The 19,594-nt window shown below is 73.2% G+C and carries 18 protein-coding genes; 9 read left to right on the top strand and 9 right to left on the bottom strand.

Annotated elements, in window-relative coordinates:
* The first annotated feature begins 16 nt into the window (after positions 1-16).
* Together ABZW10_RS04455 and ABZW10_RS04450 are read left to right on the top strand one after the other, a co-directional pair.
* Entirely contained in the window at positions 17-1,429 is a 1,413-nt protein-coding gene (locus ABZW10_RS04455) for a hypothetical protein (protein ID WP_355359726.1), read from the top strand.
* Positions 1,426-2,166: a pyridoxamine 5'-phosphate oxidase family protein gene (locus ABZW10_RS04450; RefSeq protein WP_355359723.1), complete on the top strand. Its 741-nt coding sequence runs from the start codon at positions 1,426-1,428 to the stop codon at positions 2,164-2,166. The genes ABZW10_RS04455 and ABZW10_RS04450 overlap by 4 nt, the downstream gene beginning before the upstream one ends.
* 58 nt (positions 2,167-2,224) lie before the next feature.
* Here the strand turns inward: ABZW10_RS04450 and ABZW10_RS04445 are convergent, their stop codons facing one another.
* The 5 genes from ABZW10_RS04445 to ABZW10_RS04425 form a co-directional block, all read right to left on the bottom strand.
* Positions 2,225-2,929: a nicotinamide mononucleotide transporter family protein gene (locus ABZW10_RS04445; RefSeq protein ID WP_355359720.1), complete on the bottom strand. Its 705-nt coding sequence runs from the start codon at positions 2,927-2,929 to the stop codon at positions 2,225-2,227.
* Positions 2,930-3,046: 117 nt separating this feature from the next.
* Positions 3,047-3,517 carry a riboflavin kinase gene (locus tag ABZW10_RS04440; RefSeq protein WP_355359717.1) on the bottom strand — a complete coding sequence of 157 codons (471 nt, stop codon included), beginning with the start codon at positions 3,515-3,517 and terminating at the stop codon, positions 3,047-3,049.
* Complete coding sequence (locus tag ABZW10_RS04435; RefSeq protein ID WP_355359714.1) at positions 3,510-4,034, bottom strand: flavin reductase family protein; 525 nt, start codon at positions 4,032-4,034, stop codon at positions 3,510-3,512. Before ABZW10_RS04435 ends, ABZW10_RS04440 begins: the two co-directional genes overlap by 8 nt.
* Before the next feature lie 45 nt (positions 4,035-4,079).
* Positions 4,080-5,426 (bottom strand): NtaA/DmoA family FMN-dependent monooxygenase, encoded by a 1,347-nt coding sequence (locus ABZW10_RS04430; protein WP_355359711.1) that lies wholly within the window; start codon positions 5,424-5,426, stop codon positions 4,080-4,082.
* A 46-nt stretch (positions 5,427-5,472) separates the two neighbouring features.
* Positions 5,473-6,393 carry a ribokinase gene (locus tag ABZW10_RS04425; protein ID WP_355359708.1) on the bottom strand — a complete coding sequence of 307 codons (921 nt, stop codon included), beginning with the start codon at positions 6,391-6,393 and terminating at the stop codon, positions 5,473-5,475.
* 131 nt (positions 6,394-6,524) lie between these two features.
* On the opposite strand from ABZW10_RS04425, the gene ABZW10_RS04420 reads away from it, so the two are divergent.
* Positions 6,525-7,520, top strand: coding sequence for a LacI family DNA-binding transcriptional regulator (locus tag ABZW10_RS04420; RefSeq protein ID WP_355359705.1), 996 nt, complete (start codon positions 6,525-6,527; stop codon positions 7,518-7,520).
* Between the two features lie 22 nt (positions 7,521-7,542).
* Here the strand turns inward: ABZW10_RS04420 and ABZW10_RS04415 are convergent, their stop codons facing one another.
* Positions 7,543-10,272, bottom strand: coding sequence for an HAD-IC family P-type ATPase (locus ABZW10_RS04415; RefSeq protein WP_355359702.1), 2,730 nt, complete (start codon positions 10,270-10,272; stop codon positions 7,543-7,545).
* A 266-nt stretch (positions 10,273-10,538) separates the two neighbouring features.
* Between ABZW10_RS04415 and ABZW10_RS04410 the strand changes: the two genes are divergently transcribed.
* Positions 10,539-11,030, top strand: coding sequence for a DUF1269 domain-containing protein (locus ABZW10_RS04410; RefSeq protein WP_355359699.1), 492 nt, complete (start codon positions 10,539-10,541; stop codon positions 11,028-11,030).
* A 103-nt stretch (positions 11,031-11,133) separates the two neighbouring features.
* Positions 11,134-11,607 (top strand): carboxymuconolactone decarboxylase family protein, encoded by a 474-nt coding sequence (locus ABZW10_RS04405; RefSeq protein WP_355359696.1) that lies wholly within the window; start codon positions 11,134-11,136, stop codon positions 11,605-11,607.
* A gap of 76 nt (positions 11,608-11,683) precedes the next feature.
* Here ABZW10_RS04405 and ABZW10_RS04400 read toward each other — a convergent pair whose 3' ends face one another.
* From ABZW10_RS04400 to ABZW10_RS04390, 3 genes are read right to left on the bottom strand one after another with little or no spacing between them, the layout of a single operon-like run.
* A complete protein-coding gene (locus tag ABZW10_RS04400) occupies positions 11,684-12,922 on the bottom strand; it encodes a hypothetical protein (protein ID WP_355359693.1) in 1,239 nt (412 codons plus the stop codon).
* Positions 12,923-12,945: 23 nt separating this feature from the next.
* Entirely contained in the window at positions 12,946-13,854 is a 909-nt protein-coding gene (locus tag ABZW10_RS04395) for an inositol monophosphatase family protein (RefSeq protein WP_355359690.1), read from the bottom strand.
* Entirely contained in the window at positions 13,851-15,836 is a 1,986-nt protein-coding gene (locus tag ABZW10_RS04390; RefSeq protein WP_355359687.1) for an aminotransferase class III-fold pyridoxal phosphate-dependent enzyme, read from the bottom strand. Before ABZW10_RS04390 ends, ABZW10_RS04395 begins: the two co-directional genes overlap by 4 nt.
* A 218-nt stretch (positions 15,837-16,054) precedes the next feature.
* Between ABZW10_RS04390 and ABZW10_RS04385 the strand changes: the two genes are divergently transcribed.
* The 4 genes from ABZW10_RS04385 to ABZW10_RS04370 all read left to right on the top strand — a co-directional run bounded on the left by ABZW10_RS04385 (position 16,055) and on the right by ABZW10_RS04370 (position 19,560).
* Positions 16,055-16,969, top strand: a complete 915-nt coding sequence (locus ABZW10_RS04385; protein WP_355359685.1) for a PfkB family carbohydrate kinase — start codon at positions 16,055-16,057, stop codon at positions 16,967-16,969.
* Positions 16,970-16,986: 17 nt separating this feature from the next.
* A complete protein-coding gene (locus ABZW10_RS04380; RefSeq protein WP_355359682.1) occupies positions 16,987-17,709 on the top strand; it encodes an HAD family hydrolase in 723 nt (240 codons plus the stop codon).
* The gene (locus ABZW10_RS04375; RefSeq protein WP_355359679.1) at positions 17,706-18,590 is read left to right on the top strand and encodes a glycosyltransferase; all 885 of its coding nucleotides are present in this window, start codon (positions 17,706-17,708) and stop codon (positions 18,588-18,590) included. Before ABZW10_RS04380 ends, ABZW10_RS04375 begins: the two co-directional genes overlap by 4 nt.
* Before the next feature lie 85 nt (positions 18,591-18,675).
* Positions 18,676-19,560: a universal stress protein gene (locus ABZW10_RS04370; protein WP_355359676.1), complete on the top strand. Its 885-nt coding sequence runs from the start codon at positions 18,676-18,678 to the stop codon at positions 19,558-19,560.
* Positions 19,561-19,594: the final 34 nt, after the last annotated feature.

Here is a 19,594-nt window from a genome sequence, read left to right as displayed (position 1 = left end):
CAACGGAAGGTGCCCCATGCCCCGTCAGCCCGTGTACTCGATCCCGGCGAACGTCGCCAACACCCAGACGCTCCACTTCTACCCCGACCCGGAGAAGAAGGAGGAGGAAGGACTCCCGAAGACCGTCCGGTCCTACGCCGGGTACGCGGACGTCAGCATCCCGGACATTCCGGAGAGCCATTTGTTCTACTGGTTCTTCGAGAGCCAGACCTGTGACCCCGACATCGACGCGGACAAGCAGAAGGAGCTGATCGAGCAGACGCCCCTGTTGATCTGGCTCAACGGCGGGCCCGGCGCCTCCTCGCTCGCGGGACTGTTCCTCGAGAACGGCCCGCTGCGCATCGGCGACGACGCGGCCGGATCCATCTCGGTCAGCCCCGACACCTGGAACCAGGAGGCCCACGTCCTCTACTGGGACCAGCCCATCGGCTCGGGATACAGCTACTGCGCCGGCGACAAGACGTACGTCAAGGACGAGGAGACCCTCAGCCAGATGTTCTGGCTGGCGCTGCAGCAGTTCTTCGCGACGTACCCGGAGTACCTGAAGTGTCCCCTGTACGTCTGCGGTGAGAGCTACGCCGGCAAGTACGTGCCCTACATCGCCAAGAAGATCCACGAGCAGAACCGCAGCAGCACCGGAACGCACCTCAACCTGGCCGGCATCGCCGTGGGCAACGGCTGGATCAGGCCGGAGCTCTCCATCCGCGTCATGATCGACTACGCCTACGCGTCCGGATTCCTCGGCCTGGGCCAGAAGGACGTCCTGGACTTCGGCTACGCCAACTTCCAGGAGGCCCTCAGGGCCGGCAAGATGAAGAAGGCCACCGATCTCGGGAACGGCCTGGTCAACGCCGTGCTGGCGTTCGGGGGCAACTTCTACCTCTACGACGTGCGCAGCTGGGACGGCCTGTCGGTGGGTGCGTTGCCCGCCTACCTGAACAGCGACGCCGTCAAGACGGCCCTGCACGTCGACCACGAGTGGCAGTTCGCGGACAACTCCGGTCCGGTGGCCGACGCGCTGAAGGCCGACATCATGGCGGACGCCTCCCCGCTGTACACCAAGCTCATCGAGGCGCAGGAGAAGTACAAGGTCCTGCTCTACACGGGGGACTTCGACACCGCCTGCGGCTACCAGAGCACCGAAGAGATCCTCGACGAGATCATGAAGGACGGCTGGCGCAACGCCAAGCGGTTGATCTGGAAGCAGGCGCAGGGGCACCCGAAGGGCTTCGTCCGCACCCTGAACAACGTCACCCAGGTCGCCGTGCCCGACTCCGGACACGAGGTACCGACCTACCAGCCGCAGATCTCCCGGGAGATGCTCTACAACTGGCTCTTCGACCGCCCCTTCCACGGCCAGGACCCCACGAGCGCGGTCCAGGCGATCCTCGACAAGGCCCAACAGGACGCCGACCAGGAGAAGGAGTGAGCGGGAACTTCAAGCGGACGAAGGATTCGGAGGACCTGGCGGCGGCCACCGCCATCCTCAAGGAGGGCTACGTCTGCACCCTCGCCCACGTCGACCCGGACACGGGCAGGCCGAGGTGCGTGCCGATGGTTCACGCGTACCACGAGGAGGGGAACGAGAAGCTGCTCTATCTGCACGGCTCCCTCGACTGGCCGCCGGCGCTGAAGCTGAAGCCCTCGCTGCGACAGCTCTGGAAGGACGACGGAGTCCCCGTCTGTCTGACCGTCACCCTCCTCGACAGCCTCCTGGTCGGACGCGCGGCGATCAGTACCTCCCTCAACTACCGCTCCGTGGTGGTGGACGGAACCGCGAGGAAGGTCGATCCGAAGGACCGCGCGAAGGCGTTCGAGGCGCTCAGCAACCAGGTCATCCCGGGCCGGTGGCCCGAGCTCCGCCCGCTCAAGGACGGCCAGGGCGGAAAGGAGAGCGAACTGGACACGGACGGCAAGAACACCCCCACCGTCGGGGTCCTCTCCGTCAGCCTCACGCAGAACGCGACGGTGCGGGTCAAGAGGCACCACGCCCCCGAGCCGGAGCACGAGAACCAGCAGGACTGGGACTGGGACAGCGGCAACGCGTGGGGTGGCCTGCTCCCGATCCGCCAGGTCTACGGGCCGGCCGTCCCCGACTCGCACGTCAAGGACCTCGGCGCCGACCCGCCCGCCTCCGTCCAGAGGCTCATCCACAGAGGCACGTAAGCCGCCGACGCCACGTCCTGCGAGCCGGGAACCGCTCGCAGGACGTGGCCGTGGCCGGTTACGCCTTGGTGGAGGAGGTGGCGTCGTTGCGGCCCTCCAGGACGACGGCCGGCTCCAGCGGGGAGGCGATCTCCTGGCCCTTGCTGTGCGAGGCCCAGTCGCGGATGCCGACGAGGACCATGATGAAGAAGATCCCGTAGACGATGCCGGAGAAGTACAGCTCGGAGTGGATGGCGAGCGGCACGCCGACCAGGTCGACGGCCAGCCAGACGAACCAGAACTCCACGTACCGGCGGGCCTGGGTGTACATCGCCAGGATCGAGCCGACGAAGATCCAGGCGTCGGCGAGGACCATCCACCAGGGGGCGCCCGGGTAGAAGGAGGCGTCGGTCGCCTTGAGCAGCGCGGCGAACCCGAAGGTGCCGACGGCCATGACGCCGATCAGGGCCGAGCGCTCCTGCCAGGAGGCCCAGCGGACGTTGATCGTGCCCTCCTGCTGGCGGCTGCGCCGCCAGGTGGCCCAGCCCCAGGACGCCGAGGCGATGATGACGACCTGTCGGGCGGCGTTGCCGCCGAGGTGGACGTTGAGGCTGGCGATCAGCAGCAGGACCGATCCGAGGATCTGCACCGGCCAGGCGACGAGCGAGCGGCGCAGGGCGAGCCAGACGGTCGCGAGCGCCAGGAGGTTGCCGAAGAAGTCGGACCAGTAGACGGGGATGCCGAAGAAGCTGAACTGCTCGTTCAGCCACTGGAGTGCGCTCATGACCAAACACCTTTGTTTGCTGGGGGAACAAGCCTGGGTGTGAGCTGCGGCCCGGGACGGGGCCGGTGACGAGGCGTGGAGCGACGGTGGTGGGGGGAAGGACCGTGCGCGGGTGCCTCAGGGAGCGGTGCCGCGGTGCGCGGCGAGCGCGTCCTCGCGGACGCGCCGCCCGTGGTCCGAGGCGAGGAGGGCCTCGGAGCGCCGGACGTCCTCCCGCACGGCCCGTACCAGGGCGGCGGGAGAGGGGAACTTGACGGTGTCGCGGATCCGTTCGGCGAACCAGACGGTGACCCGCTCGCCGTAGACGTCCTCGTCGAGGTCGTGGCAGTACGCCTCGACGTGGACGTCGGCGGTGTCGCAGAAGGTGGGGTTGGAGCCGACGCTGATCGTCGCGGGGTGGACGGCGCCGGTGCGGTGGCGGACCACCCAGCCGCTGTACACCGCGGCCGGCGGGACCGGGGAGTCCGGGCCGGCCGCGATGTTGGCGGTGGGGAACCCGAGCCCGTGGCCCCGGCCGGCGCCATGCACCACCGTGCCGGTGAGGTGCGGGCGGGCGTCCGGGGTCACGGGCACGGGGGTCTCACGCATGGGGCAGGAGCTCGCGGAACTGGCTGGTGTGGAAGACGAGCGGCTCCACGCCGGCGAAGAGTTCGGCGCTCAGCAGCTCCAGGAGCACGATCTCGTGGTCGCCGCCGTCGTACGTCGCGCCGACCCTGGCGGTCAGCCACAGCGCGGCGTCCTCGATGAGCACGGCGCCCTCGGGCGTCGCCGTCCACCCGACGCCGTCGAAGCGCTTGCCCTCGCGGGAGGCCAGGCGCCGGCACAGCGCGCCCTGGCTGTGGCTGAGCACGCTCAGCCCCACGACCGGGGCCGGCGCCAGCCGCGGCCAGGTGGTGGAGGTGCGGGCGACGCTGACGGCGACCATGGGCGGCTCCAGCGAGATCGAGACGAAGGAGCTCGCCGCGAACCCGACCGGCTCGTCCCCGCGCAGCGCGCTGATCGCGACCACGCCGGTGGGGTAGGCCCCGAAGGCCTGTCGCAGGGTCGCGGCGTCCAGTTCCGCCGGCGTGGACGTGCCGGCCGGATCGTGGGCAAGGGTGGCCATGGTCATCGACATCCTCTCGTCATCGTCTGGTCGCGGGTGCTGTTCTCAGTGCCGGTAGCGGGCGGCCGGGTGGCTGGCCGGCAGCGCCCGGTCGTCCGCGCCGGTGAGCCGCTCGCGCAGGCTCTCGCCCGCCGTGTACTCGCCGCGGAAGACGCCGCGCTTGCGCAGGATCGGCAGCACCGACTCGACGAACTCGACCGTCGAGGCCGGCTGGACGGCCGGGGAGAGCAGGAACCCGTCGAGGTCGGCGCCCTCGGCGAGCGCGCAGATCTCGTCGGCGATCTCCTCGGCCGTGCCGACGACCGGGCGGGCGCCGACGCCGTGGGTGTGCCAGTCGGCGAGGACGTCGCCGACCGTCTTGCCGGCGAAGCGGGCCACCTGGGTCTGCGACATCTCGGTGGACAGCTCGGTCATGGGCGTGTCGGGCGCGTAGGAGGAGAGGTCGAGCCCAGTGAACATGGCGTAGCTGGCGACGGTGACCTCGGGCCGCTGGGCGTCCAGGATCCGCTGGTAGCGGCGCTCGGCGTCGGAGGTGCTGGCGCCGACGACGCAGGAGAACGCCGACATCACCTTCACCTGGTCGGCCCGGCGGCCGGCCTTGACCGCCTCCTCGCGGATGGAGGCGGTGTGCCCGGCGAGCTGCTCGACGGAGCCGCTGCCGACGAACATGCACTCACCGTGCCGACCGCCGACCCGGCGGCCGGCGGGCGAGGCGCCGGCCTGGAAGAGGACCGGGGTGCCCTGCGGGGAGCGCGCGGTGTTGCCGTAGCCCTGCGAGCGGAAGAAGGGTCCCTCGTGACTGATCAGGTGGACCTTGGCGGGGTCGGCGAAGCGGCCCTCCTTGTCCTTCTCCAGCGCGTCCGGCTCCCAGGCGCCCTCCCAGTACTTGTAGACGAGGTCGAGGAAGTCCTCGGCCATCCGGTAGCGGTCGTCGTGCGCCACCATCTCCATGCCGAAGGCCTTGACGGCGGTGTCGGCGGTCCCCGTGGTCACCACGTTCCAGCCGATCCGGCCGCCGGAGAGCTGGTCCAGGGTCGCCATCCGGCGGGCGAAGGCGTACGGCGGCTCGACGAGGACGGAGCCGGTCATCACCAGGCCGAGGTTGGTGGTCGTCGACAGCAGTGCGGAGGCCACCACCACCGGGTCGAGCCGCGGCAGGTCGAGGGTCTCCTCGGTGGCGATCGGCGGGCGGGTGCCGTCGATCTCCGACCAGCCCCAGGCGTCGGCCAGGAACAGGAAGTCCAGCTTGGCGTCCTCACAGAGGGTGGCGAGCTCGCGCCAGTAGCCGAGGGTGTCGAAGAGGTGCCGCCGGCTGTCGGGGTGGCGCCAGGTGGCGGTGCCGCTCGCGTTGGTCTGGGCGTTCTCGAACAGGCCGATCTTGAGGTTCTTCATGGGGTGGTTCTCCGTAGTGCTGGTGAGGGACCCGTGGGGGGAGTTGTCAGGAAGCGGAAGGGAGGGCGGGGGCGTCGAGCTGGGCCGCGTAGGGCATGGAGGACTGCGCCCCGAGGCCGGTGACGGCGTGCGAGGCGGCGCGCACGGCGCGCCGGACGGCGGCCGGCAGGGTGGCGCCGCGGCCGAGGGAGTCGGCGAGGGCGCCGCAGAAGGTGTCGCCGGCGCCCACCGTGTCGACCGCGTGCACACGCGGCGCGGGCACGTGGGTGACGCCGGCGCCGCGGGCCTCCCTGAGCAGGGCGCCGTCCGCCCCGAGCGTCACCACGACGGCCCGGGCCGGGAGCGCGGCGTGCTCCAGCAGTTCCCGCGCCTCGGACAGGCCGGCGGGCCGGGCGGTCCCGAGCAGGGAGGCGAGTTCACCGAGGTTGGGCACCAGGACGTCGACCGCCGCGAGCACCCCGGGGTCGACCGGGCGGGCCGGCGCGGGGTTGAACACGACGGTCCCGCCCTGCTCACGGGCGCGCAGGACCGCCAGGTCGACCACCTCGGGGACGATCTCGTTCTGCACCAGGACGACCTCGCCCGGCGAGCGGACCAGCCGCGCGGGCAGGTCCTCGACGCCGAGCGCGGCGTTGGCGCCGGGGTTCACGACGATGGTGTTCTCGCCCGCGCCGTCGACGACCACCGCGGCGAGCCCGGTCGGGTGCTTCTCGTCGGAGCGCACCGCGGTGACGTCGATGCCCTCGGCGGCGAGCGCCGCCAGGATGGCGGCCGCGTCGGCACCGACCCGGGCCACCAGCCGCACCCGCGATCCGAGCCGGGCGGCGGCGACCGCCTGGTTGGCGCCCTTGCCGCCGGCGCCCTCGGCGAAGTGCCGTGCGAGCACGGTCTCGCCGGGGTGCGGCAGGCCCTCGACGCTCAGCACGAGGTCGCGGTTCACCGAACCGACGACGGTGATGGACGGCATTGGCGCTCCTTTGGGAGATCGATTTCCGACATGCTGTACCAGCACCCCCCGGCCGTCAAGTAGCCTCCTCGTGAAAAGACCGCCCCGATGTCGTGGCCCCCACCATCCCCCCACCCCGAAGGACACTCCACGTGACTGCGCCCCGACTCCTCGACGTGGCCGAGGCCGCCGGCGTCTCCCGCGCGACGGCATCACGGGTCCTCGCCGGCACGCCGCGCAACGTCGACCCCGAGCTCGCCCGCCGCGTCGAGGAGGCCGCCCACCGGCTCGGCTACCAGGCCAACCACTCCGCGCGGGCCCTGCGCACCGGTACCACCGGCACCGTCGGCGTCGTCGTCCCCACGCTCGCCAACCCGTACTTCGTCCAGCTCGCCGACGCCATCGCCCAGCACGTCCGTGCCGCCGGCGGCACGCTGATGGTCTCCGACGCGGCGAACGACCCCGCGATCGAGGCCGAGCAAATCGACACCCTGCTCGCCGGCCGGGTCGACGGCCTGTTCGTCGTCCCGGTGTCGGCCACCGAGTCCGGACCCGCGATCCGCAAGGCCGCCGCCCGCCGCCCGGTGGTGCTGTTCGACCGGTGGGCCACCGGCTCCGGCACCGTCGCCGTCACCCTCGACAACGCGGCCGCCGTCCGACTGCTCGTCGACCACCTGGAACGGACGGGCCGTCACCGGATCGCGCTGGTCGCCGCGGGGCAGGCCTCCTCCTCCGGCGCCGAGCGGCTCGCGGCCTTCACCGAGCTGCAGGGCGACGGCGCCACCACCGTCCTGCTGCCCAACTTCACCACCGACGCCGGGCGGACGGCGGGGCGGCGGATCGTCGAGCAGCGCGACCGGATCGACGCGGTGGTCTGCGGCGCGGACGTGCTCGCCGTCGGCCTGGTGAGCACGCTGCACCGCTGCTCGGTCGCGGTGCCCGGGAAGATCGCCGTCACCGGCTTCGACGACACCGAGATACTCGAACTCTTCGACCCGCCCATCACGTCCATCCGCCACCCGCTGTCCGCCATGGCCGAGCGCGCGCTGACGCTGCTTCAGGCTCCCAGCCGCGAACGGACCGAGCGGGTGGAGCGCTTCCAGCCCCAGCTCGTCGTCCGCGCCTCGACGGACGTCACCGCCTCCTGACCCCCGCCGCGCTGACCCCGCGTCACGCGGCAGGGCCCGCCGGACGGGCACGGGCCGCACGGGCCGGCAGCTTGCCCAGCTCCCACAGCAGGAGCAGCGCGACGGCGGCCAGCAGCGCCCAGCCGAACTGCCGGGCGTCGAGGTCGGTGGTCCCGAGGATGCGGTGGAACGCGTCCATCTGGGTGACCAGCACGGCCAGGACGAACTCCGCCAGGGCCGCGATGTTCATCTGCCGGCTGTCGAAGGTACTGACGGCCAGCACCGATCCGCGCTCACTGCGGCACTCGTAGGCGGCCACGATCAGGCAGAGCGCGAAGGCGGTGAACGCGATCGAGTTGCCGACCGGCAGGCTGTCGTAGTGCGACTCGCCCAGCTTGATCAGCCCGAGCAGGGCGATCGAGATCGCCAGCCCGGCGAGCCCCACGGTGAGCACGACGGGCCCGGTCAGCACCGACTCGCCGCGCGGACGCGGGACGCGCCGCATCAGGCCGGGGCTCTCCCGGTCGAAGCCCAGGGCGAAGCCGAACGGGGCGTTGACCACGAAGTGGATCCACAGCACCTGCGCCGGGGTGAACGGCTCCCCCGCCGCGAGGTTGAACACCGTGGCGCCGAGGAAGGTCAGCACGAAGGTCACCAGGAGCACCAGCACGAAGCGGATGTACTTGGTGAGGTTGTCGTAGAGCTTCCGGCCCTCCGCCACGGCGTGCACGATGGTGGCGAAGTTGTCGTCGGCGAGCACCATGCGGCTCGCGTTCTTCGCGACGTCGGTGCCGCTGCCCATGGCGATGCCGATGTCGGCGGCCTTGATGGCCGGGGCGTCGTTCACCCCGTCGCCGGTCATCGCGACGACGTCGCCCTTGCGCTTGAGCGTGTCGGCGAGCAGGACCTTGTGCTCCGGCGCGACCCGGCCGACCACGCCGATGGCGTCGATCCGCGCCAGCCGTTCGCCCTCGGGCAGGGCCGCGAAGTCCGCGCCGAGCATCGCCTCGCCGTCGATGCCGAGTTGGCGGGCGATGGCCGCGCCGGTGGTGACGTCGTCGCCCGTCACCATGCGGACCCGGATGTGCGCGGCCTGCGCGCTGGCGACCGCGGCCCTGGACTCCTCGCGCGGCGGGTCGACCATGCCGACCAGGCTGGTCATCCGCAGGTCGGTGACGAGCGCCAGCAGGTCGCCGTCCGGGTCGAAACCGGCCGGGTCCAGGTCGCGCACGGCCCCGGCCATCACCCGCAGGCCCTCACCGCCCATCCGCTCGGTCTGCGCCCGGGCGCGGGCCTCCAGGTCCCCGTCCCAGGGGACGCCCGCCCCGGCCGCGAGCGCGGTGGTGGCGCGGGCCGTCACGGCCGGGGCCGCGCCCTTCACGAAGCACCGCACCACCGGCCGGCCGGCCGCGTCCTTCGCCGCGTTGAAGGTGGCCATCAGCTTGTAGCCCGGGTCGAACGGCAGCGTGGCGAGCCGGGGGAAGCGCTCCCGGGTGGCCTCGATGTCCAGCCCGGCCTTGTGGCCGAGGACGAGCAGGGCCCCCTCGGTCGGGTCTCCGACGACCTGGCCCTCCACCAGCTTGGCGTCGTTGGCGATCAGGTAGGGCAGGACGGCGTCCTCGATGCCCGCCGAGGTGCCCACCGCGTGGTGGACCTTGCCGTCGAGGCGGTAGCCGGTGCCGGAGACGGTGTAGCGGTCGGTGGGGCTGAGGACCTCGACGACGGTCATCTGGTTCATCGTCAGGGTGCCGGTCTTGTCGGAGTTGATGGCCGAGGTGAAGCCCAGGGTCTCGACGGACGGCAGCTCCTTGACGATCGCGTGGCGCCTGGCCAGGTTGAGGCTGCCGACCGAGAGGATCACCTGGCTGACCGTCGGCAGCGCCTCCGGGATGGCGGCGACGGCCAGCGAGACCGCGCTGACGAACAGGGCGTCCCAGGGCTGGTCGCGGCTGCGGCCGAGGGCGAACATCACGACCATGGTCAGGCCGGCCGCCGCCGCGATCCACAGCGTCAGGGTGTTGAGCTCCCGGGTGAGCGGCGACTGCTCCTTCTCGGTGGCCGAGAGCATCCCGGAGATCTTCCCCAGCTCGGTGCCGGATCCCGTCGCGGTGACGACGAGCAGTCCGCTGCCGTGCGTGACCGGGGTGTTCATGAACGCCATGTTGGTCTGGTCGCCGGGCCCCAGCCGCCCGGCGGTGAGCGTGCCCGCGTCCTTCACCGCCGGGACGCTCTCGCCGGTCAGCGCCGACTCGTCGATCTGCAGGGCGCTGGCGGCGACGATCCGCCCGTCCGCCGGGACCTCGTCGCCGGCCGAGACGAGCACGACGTCGCCGACGACCAGCCGCTCCGCCGGGATCTCGGTCTCGGTACCGTCTCGCCGGACCCGGGCGGTCGCCTCCATCATCGACTTCAGCGCGTTCATCGCGCTCTCCGCCTTGCCCTCCTGGCGCAGGCCCACCACCGCGTTGAACAGCGTCAGCACCAGGAGCAGGACGGCGGTGGTCCACTCCCCGATCGCCAGCGAGACCACCGCCGACGCCACCAGGATGATCTGCATGTAGCTGCGGTACTGGTCCAGGAAGCGCAGCCAGCCGGGCCTCGGCTTCTCCTCGGGGAGCGCGTTCGGCCCGTTGGCGGCGAGCAGTTCGGCCGCCCGGGCGGCCGTGAGCCCCACCGCCGGGTCGACCCCGAGCCGGTCGGCGACCTCCTGCGGGGACCGCGCGTACCACGGGCCGGGCGCTTCGCGCCCCGAGGGACCGGCCTGCTCCGCCATCGCTGCTCCTCAAGGTCCGCGGTCGGTCCGCCGGCGCCCCCGCCCGGGTCCGGCACTCCTCCGTCCGGCGCTCCTCCCGCGGGCCGCCGCGCCGCCCGGCCCGCGGGAGGGCTTCCTGCCACGCTGCGGCCACCGGGTGCCCCCGGCAATCCGGTGGCGTCCTTCCGGTGGCACCGGTCGCTCGTCCGGTGCCCGTGTGTGGCGGCGCCCGGGGTCCGGGCCGACGATGGGGCTGTCCCACGTCCCCCCTTCGGCCGGAGGCCCTGATGGCGACCCTGACGGTATGGCGCTTCCCCACCGCGGCGGGAGCCGACGAAGCCCTCGACACGCTGAAGCGGCTGCAGCGCCAGGAGCTGATCACGCTCCAGGACGGAGCCGTGGTCAGCTGGCCGGGGGACGCCCGCAAGCCCAGGACCCGCCACCTGGGCGACATGACCGGCATGGGCGCCCTGGGCGGGGCCTTCTGGGGCTTCCTGCTCGGGATGATCTTCTTTGTCCCGGTGCTCGGCGCCGCGATGGGCGCGGCCGGCGGCGCCCTGGGCGGCCACCTCGCCCATGTCGGCATCGACGAGGGCTTCATCCGGCAGGTGCGGAGCAAGGTGACGCCCGGCAGCTCCGCGCTGTTCGTCCTCAGCTCGGACGCCGTGCTCGACCCGGTCAGGGCCGCGCTCGAAGGGCTGCACGCCGAGCTCATCGAGACCGACCTGTCGGCGGACGAGGAGGCCCGGCTGCGCGAGGCGTTCACCGAGGGCGGGTGACCCCCGCCCCCGGATGTGACGCGGGACACAGGCCGGGACCTGTCACACTTCGCGGGGCCGTCCCGTCGGACAGGTGAATCCGTTCCACGACGAGGAGCACACCATGGATGCCCGTCTCGACTACTTCGGCAACGCCGTCGGGGCCAAGGTCCTGCGGCACATCAACTCGGCCGGCCGGGCGCTGTCCGACTCCGGGCTGCCGCACGCGACGCAGGAGCTGGTGAAGATCCGCGCGAGCCAGATCAACGGCTGCGGCTTCTGCACCGACATGCACACCAAGGACGCCGCGCACGCGGGCGAGAGCCCGCTGCGGCTGAACCTGGTGGCGACCTGGCGGGAGGCCACCGTCTTCACCGAGGCCGAGCGCGCCGCGCTGGAGCTGACGGAGGAGGGCACCCGGATCGCGGACGCCGCCGGCGGCGTCTCCGACGAGGTCTGGGCGAAGGCCGCCGAGCACTACGACCAGGACCAGCTGGCCGCGCTGATCTCGCTGATCGCCGTGATCAACGCCTACAACCGGATCAACGTGATCAACCGGCAGCCCGCCGGGGACTACCGGCCCGGCCAGTTCGGCTGAGCCGGCTCCGACCGGGCGGACCGGCCGGCCGCGGTGCCCGCGCTTCCCGCGGGGCCGCGGCCGGCCGGCGCGCGCGTCAGGGCAGGTGGTCGGTCACCAGGGCGAGGTGGCCGGTGGGGTCCACGCCGCCGGGGCGGCCGAGCCGGGCGGCGAGGTCGTTGATCAGCAGGGTGCCCAGGAGGTAGTGGCCGAGCGCGAGTTCGGCGGGGGTGGAGTTCCCGCCCCGCAGGTCGGGCTTGGGCTTGCGGTCGGAGAGGCGGCACGGCGCCTCCGCCAGGACGTGCAGGTCGTGGGTCAGCAGCAGCCGCTCCCACCAGCCGGGGTCGTCGCGGAACAGCGCGCGCAGGCCCTCGTGGGCGGCCAGCCGGGGCAGGAAGTCGTGGATCGCCGCGCGGTAGCCCGGGTACACCGGCTGCCGGAAGCCCACCTGGTAGCGGTGGTCCGGCCCGCGGCGCACCGAGAAGCCGGTGCGCAGCGCGGGATCCCAGACGGTGAGGCTGAAGAGTGTCTTCGCCAGGTCGTAGACCGGGTCCCAGGGCTCGACGGAGCCGCGCGGGTCGATGAGGCGGAAGTCCTCGGCCGCCGCGCCGGCGCGGGTGGACAGCAGGACGTTGCGGGTGTTGGCGTCGCCGTGGGCGGGGGCCATCAGACGGGCGGGGGCCAGCCGCGCCAGCCGGCCGCTCAGCCGTTCCAGCACCAGGTGCGGGGCCCGGCACGGCACGCCGTTGACGGTGATCCGCTCAGCGGCCGTCAGCTCCCCCGGCAGGGCGCGGGCCAGGAGCGGCAGCCGCCGCAGGAACCGGCCCACGACGACGTCCGCGAGGTGGGCGGCCGGGGCGGGGTGGGTGCGCGCGGCGTAGCCGTCCAGGACCAGGGCCTGGAGCAGCGCCGGGTAGCGGCGGAAGAACTCCCGGGTGCCCTGCGGCGACTCCCGCAGGGGGGCCGCCAGGTCCGCGGAGGCGTAGAACGGCGTGGTGCAGGCCGCCCAGCCGTCGCCGTCGAGGACGTGCGGGACCGGCAGGTAGTGCGCGGCCAGCCGCGGGGCCACGGTGCGCAGCAGTTCGATCTGGCGCAGCTTCTGGCGGAAGGAGACCAGGTCGTGGCCGTCCACGGCGCCGGGTGCGGGCACCAGGACCTTGACCACCAGTTCCTCCCCGCCGGAGGTGGTGGCCCGGTGGACCCGGGCCGGTGAGCCGCCGTCCAGGATCTCCTGCCCGACCGTGAGGCCGAGGGTGTCGGCGACGGCGGCCAGGGCCTCCTCGTCGGTCCACCCGCCGGGCGGGCGGGGGCGGGTGACGTGCCGGTGGTCGGTCATCGCGGCCGCCTCCTCGGTGTCCGCTACCAGCGGATCGAGTCGATCAGCGCCGCGTGCAGCTGGGGGGTGCAGGCGGCGATGCAGGAACGCTGGTTCAGCGGGCCGATGTCCAGCAGCAGGGTGTCCCGCAGCGGTTTGCCGTAGGCGTCGGTGATGGTGACCCCGGCGCGTTCCGCCAGGTACACCGAGGCGGCGATGTCGTACGGGAACAGGTGCAGGATGCTCCCGCGGCCGACCCGGCGGAAGTCCGCCTCGGTGGCGGGGCGGTCGCGCAGCAGCCGGTTGCCGATGTCGACGTAGGCGTCCATCTGGCCGGTGATGATGCGGGAGATGGAGAAGGAGGCGCTGTTGAACACGTACACGCCGCCGGTGTTGGCCGAGGCGTCGATCAGGTGGCCGTAGGCGTCGGTCATCAGCGCCGCCGGGTGGCCGTTGAACTCCAGCGACCAGAACATCCGCTCGGGCTCGGTGACGGCGGACAGCCGGGGCACCGGCGCGGGGAAGCCGCCGGACTCGACGCCGGTGCCGTCGGCGTCGGCGTACAGCCAGTGGCCGGTCTTGATCTCCTGGAGCATCGCGTACCGGATGTCGCCGATGGTGGGCGCCTCGGTGAAGGGGGCCGCGGCGATGGAGACGCAGGCCATCTCCAGGTCGGCGGCGGCGCCGCGGGTGCCGTCGATGGGGTCGATGACCAGCACGTGCCCGGGTGCCCGGCCGATGGTGCGCAGCCCCTCGCTCTCGGTGTAGACGGCCACGGGCTCGCCGCGCTCGCGCAGGAAGTCCCAGGCGGCCCGTTCGGCGAGCACGTCGACCGGGAACTCGGCGTCCCCGCCCTTCGCCGTGCCCGCCACGTAGCGGCTGCCGACCTCGTGCAGCCCGTCGCGCACGGCCGTCCGGATCCGCCCGGACAGCTCCTGGACGAGGCCCCTCATGAGACGACCGACAGGAAGAGCCGTTCCAGCAGATCGCACATCTCGTCCGCCTCCTGACGGGTCATGATCAGTGCCGGGCGGACCTTGAGCACGTTGCCGTGCCCGTAGAGCGAGGTCCGCAGCAGCAGTCCGTGGTCCAGGCCGCGTTCGGCGAGGTGGTTGGTGAGCCCGGGGTCGGGGCGGCCGTCGCGGTCCACGATGTCGATGCCGATCATCAGCCCGACGCCGCGGACCTCCCGGACGAACGGCACCCTGGTGGCGAGGTCGCGCAGCCGCTCCAGGACGTGGCCGCCGACGTCGCGCACGTTCTCCAGGAAGCCGGGGCGGCCGATGATCTCGACGGTCTTCAGGGCGGCCGCGGCGGCCAGCACGTTGCCGCCGAAGGTCGAGTTGATGTGGTGTCCCTCCACCCCGGTCAGCCGCTCCTCGGTCAGGATGCCGGCGATGGGCATCCCCGCGCCGCCGAGGCCCTTGCCGAAGGTCATCAGGTGCGGGGCGACCCCGAAGTGGTCGGCGGCGAACATCCGCCCGGTGCGGCCGAACCCGGTCTGGATCTCGTCGAAGACCAGCAGGATGCCGCGCTCCTCGCAGAGGTCCTTGAGCGCCTGCAGATAGCCGTCCGGCGGGACGACGTTGCCGCCGTTGCCGCTGATCGGCTCCAGCACCACACAGGCCACCCGGCCGGTGCTCGCGTAGTCGATGAAGTCGTTGATCCGCTCGACGCACAGCAGGCCGCAGGTGGCCCGCTCCTGCCGGTAGAAGCAGCGCAGGCAGTGCGGGTCGGGGACGTGCACGACGCCGGGCAGGTGGGAGGGGAAGGGGGCGCGCCGGAAGGCGGCGCCGGAGGCACCGATCATGCCGAGGGTCTGGCCGAGGTGACCGCGGAAGAGCGTGACCACGTCGGACTTGCCGGTGTGCACCTGGGCGATCTTGACGGCGCTCTCGTTGGCGTCGGAGCCGCTCGCCGACTTCAGGTGCACCCGGGTGAGGTTGGGCGGCGAGACCTCGGCCAGCTTCGCCACCAGGGCGTTCAGCGGCTCGGTCTGGAACTTGGAGGTGACGTGGATCAGCCGGCCGGCCTGTTCGCGGACCACCTCCACGATCTCGGGGTGGGCGTAGCCCAGGCTCAGGTTGAACGTCCCCGAGGAGCAGTCGAGATAGCGCCGGCCGTCGTCGGCCCGGAGGTACACGCCCTCGCCGCCGACCACCCGGAGGTCGTCGGGCCGGTAGTAGTAGTGCCGCAGCGCCGATCCGGCCTCCCCGCCGGACGGAGCCTTGGGTGCGGCGGTGCGTGCGGCGGTCCTCGTCTGTCGCATCGGTCTTCCTCCGGTAGCTCCGACAATTCCTGGCAGATCGACCTGCTCGAACGATTCGAACCGCATATCCGCCTCGTGGAGATCGAGCGCGGCGGTCATCGCGTTCGGTATCGCGACGCACCGGATTCCGGCCCTTTTCGCGGCGCGCACTCCGCTGGGGGAATCCTCGAACGCCACCGCCCGCTCGGCGGGAATTCCGAGCGCGGCCAGCGCCGCGACATAGAGATCCGGCTCCGGTTTCGCGCCGGCGCGGTCCCCGTCGGCGCACTGCACGGTGCTCCAACCCTCGGCCATACCGCACTGCCGCGCATATCTGGCGACCCATTCCCGGGTGGAGTTGCTGACGATCCCCCGGGAGATCCCCAGGGCGTCGACCGCCCCGAGGATCCGGTGCACGCCGGGCCTGCCGCAGAGCCCGCCGAGCAGTTCGCGCTGCCGCCGGTGGACGCGTTCCTGCAGCTCACGGCGGTCGGCCGTGCATCCGGTGGCCCGTTCGAGCCGCGTCCACAGCTCGGACCCGATGGTGCCGACGAGCGACGACCACACCTCGACCGGGAGCCGGTGGCCGAATTCCAGGAAAACCTCCGCGTGCGCGCGGAATATCTCGGACTCCGGATCCCACAGCGTCCCGTCGAAATCGAAGAGAAACGCATCCACGTCCTTCATCCACGGACACCTCCGTCGGGCGGCGGACGGCCGCGCGGCCAGGGGTCGGTGCACGGAGCCGAGGCACCGAGCGTCCATCATCGCCGAGCCGCTCCGCTCCCGCCATTCATGGTTCGTCAACGCACCCACGATCGGCGGACAAAACGGTGCGGGGGCGGGCGGATGGTGTTCGGCTGGGAGTGGCGCCGGCGACGGGCCGTCGCGAGAGTCGAGGAACGATGGACGAGGACACCCGCTCCGCCGGTACGGCGGCTCCCCCGACCGGAACGGCGGCTCCCCCGGGCAGCGGACCACGGGTCGCCGTGGTGGGGCACGTCGAATGGACCACGATCGCCGGTCTCGACGAGGTCCCCGCCGCCGGCGAGGTGACCCACGCCCACCGGCTCTGGCAGGGCCCGGCCGGCGGTGGCGCGGTGGCGGCCGTCCGGCTCGCCGAACTGGCCGGCACCTGCACCTTCTTCACCGCCCTCGGCGACGACCACGCCGGGCGGCGGTCGCGCGCCGAACTCGAACGGCGCGGCGTACGGGTCCTGGCCGCCGCCAGGCCAGGACCCACCCGGACGGCGGTGAGCATGGTCGACCGCTCCGGGGAACGCACCACCGTCACCCTCGGCGAACGCCTGCAGCCGGCCGCGGCCGATCCCGTCGACTGGGGGCAACTGTCCCACTACGACGCGGTGTTCTTCACCGCCGGGGACGCCGCCCTGCTGCGCCGGGCACGCCGGGCCTCGGTCCTCGTGGTGACCGCGCGGGAGTTCGGCACCGTACGCGAGTCCGGTGTCAGGGTCGACGCGCTGATCGGCAGCGGCGCCGACCCGGCGGAGCGCTGCGACCCGGCGCTGCTGCGCAGCCTGCCGGGCCTGGTGGTCAGCACGGAGGGCCGGCGCGGCGGCGTCTTCACCCGCAACGACCAGCCGCCCCGGCGCTACCGGCCCGCCCGCGCACCGGGCCCCCTGGTGGACACCTACGGGGTCGGGGACAACTTCGCGGCCGTCCTCACCTACGCGCTCGCCACCGGCGCGACCCCGGCCGACGCCCTCGACCTCGCCGCCCGGCACGGCGCGGCCTGCACCACGCAGCGCGGCCCGTTCGCGGCCCGGCCCGCCCCTCGGCGACGGGCGGTCGGAGTATGAGGACGGGCGCGCGGGAGGTGCCCACGGGCAAGCGGATCCTGCTGCTGTGGGACATCGACGGCACGCTGATCGACGGCGCCCACGTCGTCGCGTCGATCTACCCGCTCGCCTTCGAACGGCTCACCGGCCGGCCGGCCCGGCACCGCGTCGACATCGCCGGGCGGACCGAACTCGACATCATGGACGAGCTGTTCGCCCGGCACGGCGTCGACGCGCCCGCACCGGAACGGGTCGGCGCCGAGCTCTCCGCCCAGCTGCGCCGGCGGGCCTCCGAGCTGCGGACCGTCGGACGGGCCCTGCCCGGCGCCGCCGAGGCCCTGCGGGCCCTGGGCGCCCGGCCCGAGGTGGCCCAGTCCGTGCTGACCGGGAACCTGCGGGACAACGCCGCGCTCAAACTGGGGCTGTTCGGACTGGCGGGGTTCGTCGATCCCGCCGTCGGCGCGTACGGCGACGACGCCCGCGAGCGGGCCGCGCTGCTCCCGGTCGCCCGGCGGCGCGCGGCGGCCGTCCACGGAACCGACTTCGCCGCCCATGCCACCGTCCTGATCGGCGACACCCCTCGGGACGTGCACACGGGGCGCAGCGGCGGGGCACGGGTGATCGCCGTCGCCTCCGGCGCGAGCAGCGCCGAGGTGCTGCGGGAGGCAGGGGCGGACGTGGTGCTGGCGGACCTGCGCGACACCGCCGCGGTGGTCCGGGCCGTCCGGGCGCCGGGGCCGGCCGTGCGGAGCCCGCGATGAACGGCGTCCCCCGCCCGGTCGGCCTGGTCTCGGTCGTCATGCCCGCGCGCAACGCCGAGACGACGCTGGCCGCGCAGCTCGAGGCGCTGTGCGCGCAGACCTATCCGGACCCGTGGGAGGTGGTCGTCGTCGAGAACGGATCCGGCGACGGCACCCGCGCGCTGCTGCGGCGCTGGCAGCGGCGGATGCCGCGGCTACGGGTGGCCGTCACCGAGGAGCCCGGCGTCAACCGCGCCCGCAACCTCGGCTGCCGGCGGGCCGACGGCGAGTTCGTGCTGCTCTGCGACGCGGACGACGTGGCGGCCCCCGGCTGGGTGGCGGGCCTGGTCGACGCCCTGCGTTCCAGCCCGGCCGTCGGCGGCGCGCTGGAACGCCGGCTGCTCAACGGGCCGGTGGCCCTCGCCGCGCGGCCCCCGAAGAAGTCCCCCGCGCTGCTCGACACCTTCGGCTTCCTGCCCTACCCGGCGGGCGCCAACTGCGGGTTCCACAAGGAGCTGTGGAGCCGGCTGGGCGGCTTCGACGAGAGCTACCGGGGCGGCGGTGACGACACCGAATTCTTCTGGCGCGCCCAACTGGCCGGGTACCGGCTGGCCTTCGCCCCGCACGCCGTCGTGCACTACCGGCACCGCGGCGACACCCGGTCCATCGTCCGCCAGTCCTACGGCTACGGGCGCTCGCACCCCAAGCTCTACCGCGACTTCGCCGCCCACGGCATGCCCTGCTCGCGGCCGGGCGACGCGGCCGGCGCCTGGTGGGCCCTGCTGCGCCGCTCCGTCGACCTGCTCGGCCCCGCCGACCGGCGCGCCGCCCTGCTGGCCCAGCTCGCCCTGCGCGCGGGCCGCGCCGTCGGCAGCGCCAGGCACCGGCGGTGCTACCTGTGACCCGCCCCCGGTCGGGTGAACGGGTGCCGGTCCGCCGGCCTTCCGGCCGGGACGGCACCGTGCGACGACAGCGTGTGGAGGAACCATGACAGCCACGACCCCCGGCCCCGCGAGCGGCCCGATCGTCCTCGGTGTGGACCCGGAGCCCGGGCCGATGGCCACCGCCTGGGCCGCCGACGAGGCCGAGCGCCGCAGGCTCCCGCTGCGGCTGGTGCACGCCGTCCCGTCGGCGGCCCGGGAGTTCCGCCCCTCCGACGAGGGCTCGTACCACAAGGCGCTGCGCGCCCGCGCCGACGAGGCGCTCGACCGGGCGGCCGCCGAGGCCCGGGCGCGCCATCCCGGGCTGGCGGTGACCACGGTGGTCGAGGAGGACGTCCCGGCGCCGGCGCTGTGCCGGGAGTCGGCGCGCGCCTCGCTGGTGGTGCTCGGCACCCGGCGGCTGAGCCGGGTCGCGGAGGTGCTCAGCCTGGCCTCGGTGACCGTCCCGGTGAGCGCGCAGGCCCGCTGTCCGGTGGTGGTCGTCCTCGGGCCGGAGCACTCCACCCAGGAGCCGCCCGTCGTGGTGGCCGGTGTGGACGGCAGCCCCGCCTCGATGACCGCCCTGCGGTTCGCGCTGGACCTCGCCGCGCGGCGCGGGGCCGCGCTGCGCGCCGTCCGGGTCCGGCCGCGCGCCGCATTCGACCGGACCGATCCGTTCACCGCCGAGGGGGAGCTGCGGCGGGCGCTGATCGCCGCCACCGAGGAACCGCACGCGCTGCACCCCGAGGTCGACCTCACCCACGAGGTGGTGCACGGCCACCCCGTGGAGGAACTCGCGCGGGTGTCCGAGCACGCGCTCGCCGTCGTGGTCGGCCGGCGCGGCGACGGCGGGTTCACCGGCATGCGGATGGGCTCCGTCCCGCACGGGCTGCTGCGGCGGGCCCGCTGCCCCGTGATCACCGTCCCGGGACCGCCGGAGGACGGACACTGACCGGTGCGGCGCCCGCCCCGCGGCGGCGGCGAAC

This window comes from Kitasatospora sp. NPDC004723 (assembly GCF_040609255.1).
Lineage (GTDB): Bacteria > Actinomycetota > Actinomycetes > Streptomycetales > Streptomycetaceae > Kitasatospora.
This window is presented reverse-complemented; position numbering and strand designations above follow the sequence as displayed.